10 protein-coding genes and 1 pseudogene are annotated in these 12279 nt (G+C 61.7%); 9 read left to right on the top strand and 2 right to left on the bottom strand.

The genetic code is table 11. The annotated features are described in order from the left end of the window. Window positions 1-60 precede the first annotated feature (60 nt). Window positions 61-951 carry a LysR family transcriptional regulator gene (locus tag SNL23_RS03465; RefSeq protein WP_318301609.1) on the bottom strand — a complete coding sequence of 297 codons (891 nt, stop codon included), beginning with the start codon at window positions 949-951 and terminating at the stop codon, window positions 61-63. A gap of 145 nt (window positions 952-1096) precedes the next feature. Between SNL23_RS03465 and leuC the strand changes: the two genes are divergently transcribed. Together leuC and leuD are read left to right on the top strand one after the other, a co-directional pair. Then, complete coding sequence (gene leuC, locus SNL23_RS03460) at window positions 1097-2515, top strand: 3-isopropylmalate dehydratase large subunit (protein ID WP_076014706.1); 1419 nt, start codon at window positions 1097-1099, stop codon at window positions 2513-2515. Window positions 2516-2525: 10 nt separating this feature from the next. Continuing rightward, on the top strand, window positions 2526-3170 hold the full coding sequence (leuD, locus tag SNL23_RS03455) for a 3-isopropylmalate dehydratase small subunit (protein WP_076014705.1): 645 nt from the start codon (window positions 2526-2528) through the stop codon (window positions 3168-3170). 2 nt (window positions 3171-3172) lie between these two features. Here leuD and SNL23_RS03450 read toward each other — a convergent pair. Further along, window positions 3173-3262 (bottom strand): annotated as a pseudogene (locus SNL23_RS03450) (outer membrane lipoprotein carrier protein LolA); the annotation flags it as partial. Window positions 3263-3301: 39 nt separating this feature from the next. Here SNL23_RS03450 and SNL23_RS03445 point away from each other — a divergent pair. From SNL23_RS03445 to SNL23_RS03415, 7 genes are all read left to right on the top strand, one after another. Beyond that, window positions 3302-4066, top strand: coding sequence for a class I SAM-dependent methyltransferase (locus tag SNL23_RS03445; protein WP_318301608.1), 765 nt, complete (start codon window positions 3302-3304; stop codon window positions 4064-4066). Between the two features lie 53 nt (window positions 4067-4119). After that, complete coding sequence (gene leuB / locus SNL23_RS03440) at window positions 4120-5202, top strand: 3-isopropylmalate dehydrogenase (RefSeq protein WP_076014703.1); 1083 nt, start codon at window positions 4120-4122, stop codon at window positions 5200-5202. A 64-nt stretch (window positions 5203-5266) separates the two neighbouring features. Continuing rightward, window positions 5267-6379 (top strand): aspartate-semialdehyde dehydrogenase, encoded by a 1113-nt coding sequence (gene asd / locus SNL23_RS03435; RefSeq protein ID WP_010175747.1) that lies wholly within the window; start codon window positions 5267-5269, stop codon window positions 6377-6379. Between the two features lie 248 nt (window positions 6380-6627). Then, on the top strand, window positions 6628-7638 hold the full coding sequence (locus tag SNL23_RS03430) for an aspartate-semialdehyde dehydrogenase (protein WP_318301607.1): 1011 nt from the start codon (window positions 6628-6630) through the stop codon (window positions 7636-7638). A gap of 160 nt (window positions 7639-7798) precedes the next feature. Next, window positions 7799-10348, top strand: a complete 2550-nt coding sequence (locus SNL23_RS03425; RefSeq protein ID WP_318301606.1) for a FimV/HubP family polar landmark protein — start codon at window positions 7799-7801, stop codon at window positions 10346-10348. A 208-nt stretch (window positions 10349-10556) separates the two neighbouring features. After that, window positions 10557-11381 carry a tRNA pseudouridine(38-40) synthase TruA gene (gene truA / locus SNL23_RS03420; RefSeq protein WP_017478802.1) on the top strand — a complete coding sequence of 275 codons (825 nt, stop codon included), beginning with the start codon at window positions 10557-10559 and terminating at the stop codon, window positions 11379-11381. Window positions 11382-11444: 63 nt separating this feature from the next. Continuing rightward, window positions 11445-12077 (top strand): phosphoribosylanthranilate isomerase, encoded by a 633-nt coding sequence (locus tag SNL23_RS03415; protein WP_318301605.1) that lies wholly within the window; start codon window positions 11445-11447, stop codon window positions 12075-12077. The last annotated feature ends 202 nt before the right edge of the window (window positions 12078-12279 follow it).

The raw sequence follows: 12279 nt of genomic DNA, 5'->3' as shown, positions 1-12279 counted from the left end.
CACAGGGCCTTGGCTCGATGGGCGTTCGGCGCGGGTTCATGGTCTACGGGCCACAGCGATTCATGCCTGATTCCCTGGCAGATCGACCTGTGCATCCAATAGGCTCATGAAAGCCCGCGCAGCGTTCGACAGCGTCCTTTCGGTGTGCACGATATAGCCTAGCTGGCGACTGAGCTGTATGCCCGGCAAAGCGACGCGTGCCACCTGATCATCGAGCATCGTGCGCGGCAACACGCTCCAGGCCAGGCCGATGGAGACCATCATCTTGATGGTTTCCAGGTAGTTGGTGCTCATGGCGATATTCGGCGTCAGGCCCTGGGCCTCGAACAGCCGCTGCACGATATGGTGGGTAAAGGTGTTGCCGCCGGGAAACACCGCCGGGTGCCGGGCGATGTCCGCCAGGTTGACGTTGCCGTTGCTGATCAGGCTGTGTTCCGGTGCCACCACGAAATCCAGCGGGTCGTCCCACACCGGGGTGGCGCGCACCAGTGTGTGGGGCTCCGGCGCGAGGGTGATGACCGCCACTTCGGCGCGGCCATGGAGGATTTCTTCGTAGGCCACTTCTGAATCGAGAAACTGAATATCCAGGGCGACGTTCGGGTATTCCCGGGTAAACGTTCGCAGTACGGGCGGCAGGCGATGCAGGCCTATGTGATGGCTGGTGGCCAGTGTCAGGCGCCCGCTGACTTCGCCGGTGAGGTTGGTCAGGGCGCGGCGGGTGTCGTCCAGCACGTTGAGGATCTGATAAGCCCGCGGCAGTAACGCTCTCCCGGCTTCGGTAAGGCCGACTTCGCGCCCCAGCCGGTCGAACAGACGCACCTTTAATTGCTGCTCCAGGCCGGCGATGCGCTTGCTGATGGCGGGTTGGGTCAGGTGCAGGCGTTCGCCGGCACCGGAGAAGCTGCCAGTCTCGGCGATGGCAATAAAGGCATTGAGGTTGGCCAGGTCCATTGTGCTATTCCAGTTGGTAATCCAAAGCATAAAAAATATGAATTTGAGTTATTTAATGTAGCGCCATACCATCAGCCTCACAAGCCAAAGGGTTATTGAATCGTTCAAGGCCCGGGGCATAGAAACACCTGATGAGGACCGCGTGATGGCCGGCAAAACGCTTTACGACAAGCTTTGGGATTCCCATGAAGTGAAACGGCGCGATGATGGGTCGTCGCTGATCTACATCGACCGTCACATCATCCATGAAGTGACCTCGCCTCAAGCGTTCGAAGGCCTGCGACTGGCCGGGCGCAAGCCTTGGCGCGTCGACTCGATCATCGCCACCCCGGACCACAACGTGCCGACCACCCCGGAGCGTAAAGGCGGGATCGAAGCTATCGTCGACACCGTGTCGCGCCTCCAGGTGCAGACCCTCGATGATTACTGCGACGAATATGGCATCACCGAATTCAAGATGAATGACGTGCGTCAAGGCATCGTTCACGTGATCGGCCCGGAGCAGGGCGCCACCTTGCCCGGCATGACCGTGGTCTGCGGCGACTCCCACACCTCCACCCACGGGGCGTTTGGCGCGTTGGCGCACGGCATCGGCACTTCCGAGGTGGAGCACGTATTCGCCACCCAGTGCCTGGTTGCCAAGAAAATGAAGAACATGCTGGTGTCGGTGGAAGGTGAGTTGCCTTTCGGCGTCACTGCCAAAGACATCGTCCTGGCGGTGATCGGCAAGATCGGCACCGCCGGCGGTAACGGCCACGCCATCGAATTCGCCGGCAGCGCGATTCGCGACCTGTCCATCGAAGGCCGCATGACCATCTGCAACATGTCCATCGAAGCCGGTGCCCGTGTGGGCATGGTGGCGGCGGACGAAAAGACCATTGCCTACGTCAAGGGTCGCCCATTCGCACCGAGCGGTGCCGATTGGGACGCCGCTGTCGAAGCCTGGAAAGACCTGGTGTCCGATGCCGACGCGGTGTTCGACACCGTGGTTACCCTCGACGCCGCGCAGATCAAGCCGCAAGTCAGCTGGGGCACTTCGCCGGAAATGGTGTTGGCCGTTGATCAGAACGTGCCGGACCCGGCCAAGGAAACCGACCTGGTCAAACGCGGCTCCATCGAGCGCGCCTTGAAGTACATGGGCTTGAAAGCCAACCAGGCGATCACCGACATCCAGTTGGATCGCGTGTTTATCGGCTCCTGCACCAACTCGCGGATCGAAGACTTGCGCGCTGCGGCGGTGATCGCCAAGGGCCGCAAAGTCGCCTCGACCATCAAGCAGGCGATCGTGGTGCCAGGTTCGGGTCTGGTTAAGGCCCAGGCTGAAGCCGAAGGCCTCGACAAGATCTTCCTCGAAGCCGGTTTTGAATGGCGCGAGCCGGGCTGCTCGATGTGCCTGGCAATGAACCCGGACCGTTTGGAGTCAGGCGAGCATTGCGCGTCCACCTCCAACCGTAACTTCGAAGGGCGTCAGGGCGCCGGTGGCCGTACCCACCTCGTTAGCCCGGCCATGGCTGCTGCGGCTGCCGTCAACGGTCGTTTCATCGACGTTCGCGAATTGATCTGAGGAATACCCGATGAGAGCTTTTACCCAACACACCGGTTTAGTCGCGCCGTTGGACCGTGCCAATGTGGACACCGACCAGATCATTCCCAAGCAGTTCTTGAAGTCGATCAAGCGCACCGGTTTTGGCCCGAACCTGTTCGACGAGTGGCGCTACCTGGACGTGGGCTACGCCTACCAGGACAACTCCAAGCGCCCGTTGAACAAGGATTTTGTGCTCAACGCCGAGCGTTACCAGGGTGCCAGCGTGTTGCTGGCCCGGGAAAACTTCGGTTGCGGCTCCAGCCGTGAACACGCGCCGTGGGCCCTGGAAGAATATGGCTTTCGCAGCATCATCGCGCCGAGCTACGCCGACATCTTCTTCAACAACAGCTTCAAGAACGGCTTGCTGCCGATCATCTTGAGCGATGCCGAAGTGGATGAGTTGTTCCAGCAAGTGGAAGCCAATGTGGGCTACCAGTTGACCGTCGACCTGGCCGCGCAGACCGTGACCCGTCCGGACGGCAAGGTGTATCACTTTGAAGTGGACGCCTTCCGCAAGCACTGCCTGATCAATGGCCTGGACGACATCGGCCTGACCTTGCAGGACGGTGATGCGATTGCAGCGTTTGAAACCAAGCACCGGGCGAGCCAGCCTTGGTTGTTTCGCGACGCGTAACCCACTGTAGGAGCGAGCTTGCTCGCGAAAAACCTGAGATCGCCACGGGGTGTCAGATGCCCAGCGTCATCGTTGGCGACCTTCGCGAGCAAGCTCGCTCCTACAAAAAGCACAACAACGAGGAGCTTCCCATGACCAGCACCGCCCACACCCAAGTCGTGCAAAAACAATTCGGCGAACAGGCCTCGGCCTACCTGAGCAGCGCAGTTCACGCTCAAGGCACCGAATTCGCGCTACTCCAGGCCGAACTGGCCGGGCAGGGCGCTGCGCGACTGCTGGACCTGGGTTGCGGCGCCGGTCATGTGAGTTTCAACGTTGCACCGTTGGTTAAAGAAGTGGTGGCGTACGACCTGTCCCAGCAAATGCTCGACGTGGTCGCCGCCGCTGCGGTGGACCGTGGCCTGGACAACATCCGCACCGTGCACGGCGCCGCCGAGCGCCTGCCGTTTGCCGATGGCGAGTTCGACTTTGTGTTCAGCCGCTATTCGGCCCACCACTGGAGCGACCTCGGCCTGGCCCTGCGTGAAGTGCGCCGGGTGCTCAAGCCCGGCGGCGTGGCCGCGTTTGTGGACGTCTTGTCACCGGGCAGCCCGCTGTTGGACACTTACCTGCAAACCGTGGAAGTGCTGCGCGACACCAGTCATGTGCGCGATTATTCCGCCGGCGAGTGGATGCACCAGCTCAGCGAAGCCGGTTTGCATGTACGCAACAGCAGCCGCCAGCGCCTGCGCCTGGAATACACCTCGTGGGTTGAGCGCATGCGCACCCCAGAGGTATTGCGCGCCGCGATTCTGGAGCTGCAAAAGGCGATGGGCCAGGAAGTGCGCGATTATTTCGAGATTCAAGCCGACGGCACCTTCAGCACCGACGTGCTGGTGGTGTGGGCCGAACGCTGATTAATTTTTCCCGACCTGCCCACGGGCGGGTCGCTTGATGAAATGAGGAACCCATGAGCAAGCAGATTCTGATTCTCCCTGGCGACGGCATTGGTCCGGAAATCATGGCCGAAGCGGTCAAGGTCCTGGAAGTGGCCAACACCAAGTACAGCCTGGGCTTCGAACTGAGCCACGACGTGATCGGCGGCGCGGCCATCGACAAGCACGGCGTGCCCCTGGCCGACGAGACCCTGGACCGTGCGCGCGCAGCCGACGCCGTGCTGTTGGGTGCCGTGGGTGGCCCGAAATGGGACAAGATCGAACGTGACATCCGCCCGGAGCGCGGCCTGCTGAAGATCCGTGCGCAACTGGGCCTGTTCGGCAACCTGCGCCCGGCGATCCTTTACCCGCAACTGGCGGACGCTTCCAGCCTGAAGCCGGAAATCGTCGCGGGCCTGGACATCCTGATCGTCCGCGAACTGACCGGCGGTATCTACTTCGGCTCGCCACGGGGCGTGCGCGAGTTGGAGAATGGCGAGCGTCAGGCCTACGACACCCTGCCGTACAGCGAGAGTGAAATCCGCCGTATCGCCCGTGTCGGTTTCGACATGGCCCGTGTGCGTGGCAAGAAGGTCTGCTCGGTGGACAAGGCCAACGTATTGGCGTCCAGCCAGCTGTGGCGTGAAATCGTCGAGGAAGTCGCCAAGGACTACCCGGACGTCGAGCTGAGCCACATGTACGTCGACAACGCCGCCATGCAACTGGTGCGTGCACCCAAGCAATTCGACGTGATCGTCACCGACAACCTGTTTGGCGACATCCTGTCCGACCAGGCCTCGATGCTCACCGGTTCCATCGGCATGCTGCCGTCGGCATCCCTGGATGCCAACAACAAAGGCATGTACGAGCCGTGCCACGGTTCGGCGCCGGACATCGCCGGGCAGGGCATTGCCAACCCGTTGGCGACCATTTTGTCGGTGTCGATGATGCTGCGTTACAGCTTCAACCTGACCGACGCGGCGGATGCCATCGAGAAGGCTGTGAGCCTGGTGCTGGACCAAGGCCTGCGCACCGGTGACATCTGGTCCCAGGGTTGCACCAAGGTCGGTACGCAAGAAATGGGCGACGCAGTAGTCGCCGCGCTGCGGAATCTGTAATCTCTCGGGCCCGCTTGCAGATGTTGCTGCAAGGCGGCCCACTTTTGAACAAGGTGTAGTTGCGATGAAACGTGTAGGTCTGATCGGTTGGCGCGGTATGGTCGGTTCCGTGCTCATGCAGCGGATGCTGGAAGAGCAGGATTTCGATCTGATTGAGCCGGTGTTTTTCACCACTTCCAATGTAGGTGGTCAAGGGCCGTCTGTGGGCAAGGACATTGCTCCGCTCAAGGACGCCTATAACATTGAAGAACTGAAGACCCTCGACGTCATTCTGACCTGCCAGGGTGGCGACTACACCAGCGAAGTCTTCCCCAAGCTGCGCGAAGCCGGCTGGCAGGGTTACTGGATCGACGCCGCTTCCAGCCTGCGCATGCAGGATGACGCGGTCATCGTCCTGGACCCGGTCAACCGCAAGGTGATCGACCAGCAATTGGACGCAGGCACCAAGAACTACATCGGTGGCAACTGCACCGTCAGCCTGATGCTGATGGGCCTGGGCGGCTTGTTCGAAGCCGGCCTGGTGGAGTGGATGAGCGCCATGACCTATCAGGCGGCCTCCGGTGCCGGCGCGCAGAACATGCGTGAACTGATCAAGCAAATGGGCGCGACCCACGCTGCGGTTGCCGATCAACTGGCTGACCCGGCCAGCGCGATCCTCGACATCGACCGCCGTGTGGCTGAAGCCATGCGCAGTGAAGCCTACCCGACCGAGAACTTCGGCGTGCCCTTGGCCGGTAGCCTGATCCCGTGGATCGACAAGGAACTGCCTAACGGCCAGAGCCGTGAAGAGTGGAAGGCCCAGGCCGAGACCAACAAGATCCTTGGTCGCTTCAAGAGCCCGATCCCGGTGGACGGTATCTGCGTGCGCATCGGCGCCATGCGTTGCCACAGCCAGGCGCTGACCATCAAGCTGAACAAAGACGTGCCGATCGCCGATATCGAAGGGCTGATCAGCCAGCACAACCCTTGGGTCAAGCTGGTGCCGAACAACCGCGATATCAGCATCCAGGAACTGAGCCCGAACAAGGTGACCGGTACCCTGAATGTGCCGGTTGGCCGTCTGCGCAAGCTGAACATGGGGACTCAGTACCTGGGCGCGTTCACCGTTGGCGACCAACTGCTGTGGGGCGCGGCTGAGCCGTTGCGTCGCATGCTGCGGATCTTGCTGGAGCGGTAATCGCTGCTGGTAATTGGAAACCCGCGCTCTGGTGACAGGCGCGGGTTTTTTATTGCGCGCTCGGGCCTCTTCGCGAGCAAGCCCGCTCCCACATTTGATCGCATTTCAACTGAAGAAACTCGGTCGAATGTGGGAGCGGGCTTGCTCGCGAAGAGGCCATCAGCCACACCACAACCCCCAGGTTAATTGCCTCACCCCCAACCACCCGGTAAAGTGCCGCTCCCCCCGCAATGCCCGAGGCAGCCCCCATGACCCAGACCTTTGATATTGCCGTGATCGGCGCTACCGGCACCGTTGGCGAAACCCTGGTGCAGATCCTCGAAGAGCAGGACTTCCCGGTAGGCAACCTGCACCTGTTGGCCAGCAGCGAGTCGGCCGGGCATTCGGTGCCGTTTCGGGGCAAGAACGTGCGGGTACGGGAAGTCGACGAATTTGATTTCAGCAAAGTCCAGCTGGTGTTCTTCGCCGCCGGCCCTGCGGTCACCTTGAGTTTTGCCCCGCGCGTCACCGCCGCTGGCTGCACGCTGATCGACCTGTCCGGCGCCTTGCCGGCCGATCAGGCGCCGCAAGTGGTTCCGGAAGCCAATGCCCACGTCCTGGATGGCCTGAAAAGGCCCTATCAGGTCAGCAGCCCAAGCCCATCGGCCACCGCCCTGGCCGTGGTGCTGGCGCCACTGCGCGGCTTGCTGGATATCCAGCGCGTCAGCGTCACGGCCAATCTCGCTGTTTCCGCCCAGGGCCGTGAAGCGGTCGCCGAACTCGCCCGGCAGACCGCCGAATTGCTGAACGTGCGCCCGTTGGAGCCAAAATTTTTCGATCGGCAGATGGCCTTCAACCTGCTGGCCCAGGTCGGCAAGCCTGACGCCCAAGGCCACACTGCCCTGGAAAAGCGCCTGGTGCACGAATTGCGCGCGGTGCTGGAAATGCCTTTGCTAAAGATTTCCGCAACCTGCGTTCAAGCCCCGGTGTTTTTTGGCGATAGCCTGACTGTGTCACTGCAATTGGGGGCGGCGGTCGATCTTGCCGCCGTCAACCTTGCCCTGGACTCGGCGCCGGGTGTCGAGCTGGTGGAAGAGGGTGATTACCCCACAGCGGTTGGCGATGCGGTCGGTCAGGACGTGGTCTACGTTGGCCGGGTGCGTGCCGGTGTCGATGACCCGGCGGAACTAAATGTGTGGCTGACGTCAGATAACGTACGCAAAGGCGCCGCACTTAACGCCGTACAGCTGGCGCAGTTGTTGATAAAAGGCCTTGTGTAAAAGATACTTGGCGGCAATTTGTAGATTGATTCTAGCCAAGCGCTATGCTTGGCCCCAAGCTGGAAAGATTGCGCGTCGGTGACCTATCGGCTCGCCATGCCTTATGGCAGCGGTTACCACCCTTCTCGCAGGCCGGGGAGTGTTCAAAAAGGATGAGGCTATGGTTCAAGTTCGCAAACTGGTGTTAGCAATAGCGGCCGCCTCGGCGCTGTCCTCCGGTATGGCGCAAGCACTGCAACTTGGGGAGATGACTCTCAAGTCGAAGCTGAACCAGCCGCTGTCGGTGGAGATCGAGTTGCTTGACGTCGGTGGCCTGACCGCCTCCGAGATCACCCCCAGCCTCGCTTCGTCCCAGGCCTTTGTGGATGCGGGCGTTGATCGCCAGGCTTTCCTGAATGACTTGACCTTCACCCCGGTGGTCAACCCGAACGGCCGCAGTGTGGTGCGTGTCACCTCCAGCCAGCCGTTGCCTGATTCCTATGTGCGTTTCCTGTTGCAGGTGCAATGGCCCAACGGCCGCCTGATGCGCGACTACAGCGTGTTGCTGGACCCGGCCAAGTTCGACCAGTCGACCCCGACGGCCGGCGCGCCTGCACCTGCACCGCGCCTGACGTCGCCTGTGACGTCGGCTCCGCCAGTCACCAAGCCCAAGGAACTCACCACAACTTCCCACGACACCTTGTGGGAAATCGCCGCGAAGAACCGTAACGGCGCCTCGGTGCAGCAAACCATGCTGGCCATTCAGGCACTGAACCCTGATGCCTTTGTCGGCGGCAACATCAACCGCATGAAAACCGGCCATGTCCTGCGCCTGCCAGATTCTGGGCAAAGCACCAGCCTGCCGCAGCCCCAGGCGGTTGCTGAAGTGACTGCGCAAAATGCGGCGTGGCGCGAGGGGCGTCGCGGCGCCAATCAGCCCGCCGGCAAGGCGCAACTCGACGCCACCAAGCGTACCCAGGCCGGTAACGCACCTGCGCAGACCAATACCAAGGACAACTTGAGCCTGGTTTCCGCCGAAGCCGCCAAGAAAGGCGTGAAGGGCGGGGCTGGTGATAGCCGGGCCTTGAACAACAAGCTGGCGGTGACCCAGGAAAGCCTGGATTCGACCCGTCGCGAGAATGAAGAACTGAAAAGCCGCATGGCTGACCTGCAAAGTCAGCTGGACAAACTGCAGCGGCTGATCGAGCTCAAGAACAATCAATTGGCCAAGCTGCAGACCCCAGGTGGCGCTGCGGCGCAGCCTGCTGCCACGGCCGCGATACTGGCTGAAGTGGCTGCACAACCGGCCGCGCCGGCTGCGGCAACCCCGGCGGCAACCCCCGCGGCTGCGCCGGTCGAGACGCCGATCAAGGCTGACGCGGTGCCTGCTACCACCGAAGGTAAATTCAACGACCTGCTGACCAACCCGATTGTGCTCGGCGTGATCGGCGGCGCGGCGGGTTTGCTGGTGCTGTTGCTTCTGCTGCTGTGGGCGCGTCATCGCAATGCGCGCCTTGAAGAAGAAAAGCACCTGCGCATGGCGCGGGCCCTGGCTGAAGAGCCGGAATTTGCGCCGAACATTGATCACGATCTGCCATCCGACAGTTTCGAAGGCCTTGATGTGCCGCCGCCGAACGTCAAGCTGGCTCCAGCTCCAGCTCCGGCAGCAGTGGTTGCTCCGGTGATTGCACCGGTTGTCGCTCCTGTTGCTGCTGAGCGCCCGGCCGACGCCCTGGCTCAAGCCCAGTCGCACATCGACCGTGGCCACCTGAACCAGGCCGCTGAAGTACTGGAAGATGCGATCAAGCAAGAGCCAGCCCGCAGCGACCTGCGCCTCAAACTGATGGAAGTCCACGGTTTGCAGGGCAACAAGGGTGGGTTTGTCACCCAGGAGCGCCAATTGGTCGCCAATGGCGACAACCATGCCCAGGTTGAACAGCTGAAAAGTCGCTTCCCGGCCATGGCCGTGCTCGCGGCTGGCGTCAGCGCTGCCGTTGCTGCGGCCGCCCTCGACGCCCAATACGTCAAGGACCTGCTCAAGGACGAACCTGCGCCGCCTGCTCCTGCGCCGGAACCTGACGCGTTTGATACCGACTTCGACCTGAGCCTGGACGATCTGGAAGCCGCTTCCCCGGCCGTGGTCAAGCCAGCGTCGGACGACCTGAGCTTTGAGTCGGTGCTGCAACAGCAGACCGAGGCCAAGGCCAGCGAGGAAGACCTCTCGGACTTCGACCTGGACCTGCAGCTCGACCCGCCATCGTCGACCCAGTCCGACGACGAGTTCCTCTCCGGTCTCGAAGACCAGATGAAGGGCCAGCCACCGGTAGAGCCGCCGACCCTGACACCAGCCGACCTGGACGACCTCGAGCTGCCGGAAGATTTCGACCTGTCCCTGGCCGACGAACCCGAGGCACCTGCCGCGGCCAAGCCGGATGCATTCGCCTCGGAACTTGACGACGTCAACGCCGAGCTGGATCGCCTGTCGCAAAGCCTGGAGCATCCGCCCATCGAGCCGTCCTTCACCGAGGCAGACGCAGCATTGGGTGGCGATGAGCCGGAATTCGACTTCCTCTCCGGCACCGATGAAGTGGCGACCAAGCTTGACCTGGCCCAGGCCTACATCGACATGGGCGATGCCGATGGCGCGCGGGACATTCTTGGCGAAGTGCTTAAGGAAGGCGACGACGGTCAAAAAGGCGAAGCCAAGGAAATGCTCAGCCGGCTGGCTTGATCCCTTCCCCTGTAGGAGCGAGCTTGCTCGCGAAGAACTCCCAGGCACCGCGTTCATCCAGGATGGGCGCGTTATCGTTAACGACCTTCGCGAGCAAGCTCGCTCCTACAAAAAGCCCCAAGCTCGGCGCGCGGCCTTATAATGGCCGCCTTTGCGCAACTCATCAGGCTCTCAGTTCTTGGCAAATATAGATAACGCGGCCGCCGAAATGGCGGCCGCAGGCTTTTTCAGAATCGCCCTGGGCGTGGAATACAAAGGCTCACGCTATCGCGGCTGGCAGCGCCAGGCCTCCGGCGTGCCGACGGTGCAGGAAACCCTGGAGAAGGCCCTGTCGAAAGTCGCCGACTCACCGGTGTCGCTGATGTGCGCCGGGCGTACCGACGCCGGCGTGCATGCCTGCGGGCAAGTGGTGCACTTCGATACCCAGGCCGAGCGCTCGATGAAGGCGTGGGTGATGGGCGCCAATATCAACTTGCCCCACGACGTCAGCGTCAGTTGGGCCAAGGTGATGCCGGCGGATTTTCATGCGCGCTTCAAGGCCATTGCCCGGCGTTATCGCTATGTGATCTACAACGATCAGATCCGTCCGGCCCATCTCAACGAAGAAATTACCTGGAACCACCGCCCCCTGGACGCCGAGCGCATGGCTGAGGCCGCCCAGCATCTGGTGGGTATCCACGATTTCAGCGCGTTTCGTGCCGGCCAGTGCCAAGCCAAGTCGCCGATCAAGGAAGTCCATCATCTGCGGGTGACGCGCCACGGCAAGATGATCGTGCTGGATATTCGCGCCGGTGCCTTCCTGCACCATATGGTGCGCAATATCGCCGGGGTGCTGATGACCATCGGTACCGGCGAGCGTCCGGTGGAGTGGGCCAAGGAAGTGCTGGAAAGCCGGATTCGTCGCACCGGCGGCGTCACGGCGCATCCGTTCGGCCTGTACCTGGTGGATGTGGAGTACCGCGACGAGTTTGAGTTGCCGCAGCGGTTCATCGGGCCACACTTCCTCACAGGTTTCAGCGAACTTGGCGGCTGACGCCCTCAAAAGCATTTGTTACCATCCGGGACTTTCTCGGACACGCCCTGAGGTTTAATCGACATGTCTGCCGTTCGCAGCAAGATTTGCGGGATTACCCGCATAGAAGACGCGTTGGCGGCGGTCGAGGCGGGGGCCGATGCCATCGGTTTCGTGTTTTATGCCAAAAGCCCGCGGGCGGTGAATGTGTTGCAGGCGCGGGCGATCATTGCCGCGTTACCGCCGTTCGTGACCACTGTCGGCTTGTTCGTCAACGCCAGCCGTTGCGAACTCAATGAAACCCTCGATGCGGTGCAGCTGGACATGCTGCAGTTCCATGGCGATGAAAGCCCTGATGAGTGCGAGAGCTATCAGCGTCCGTATATCAAGGCGTTGCGGGTCAAAGCCGGCGACGATATCGCTGCGGCATGCGCTGCCTACACCGGGGCGCGCGGGATTCTTCTCGACACCTACGTCGAAGGTGTTCCCGGTGGCACCGGTGAGGCGTTTGACTGGTCGCTGATTCCCGAAGGCCTGAGCAAGCCGATCATCCTGGCGGGCGGCCTGAATCCGGGCAATGTCGCCAGCGCCATCCAGCAGGTTCGGCCTTACGCCGTTGACGTCAGCGGTGGGGTAGAGCAGGCCAAAGGCATCAAGGATCACGCAAAGATTCGCGCATTCATGCAGGCCGTGCGCGACAGCAGTGGCACGATGTGACGGCTGGCAGTCTGCCGCCGTCCATAACTACCACTGTGTAAAACAGCCCGGCGCCGCCTGTGGGAGGCCCGGAAATGAAGTGGCAACCCTGCACTGCAGGTTGTCTGGAAGGCTGAGGGCACAGGCAGGAAATGGCAGGTCGAACGTCTGACCCCGTCCAGTTTGTGTCATCGCCACATATGAATTTAGCTCAAGGGCATAC

This window comes from Pseudomonas sp. SED1 (assembly GCF_034044025.1).
In the GTDB taxonomy this organism is placed as follows: domain Bacteria; phylum Pseudomonadota; class Gammaproteobacteria; order Pseudomonadales; family Pseudomonadaceae; genus Aquipseudomonas.
The sequence above is the reverse complement of the archived record's forward strand: the minus strand, read 5'-3'. Positions and strand labels throughout refer to the sequence as shown.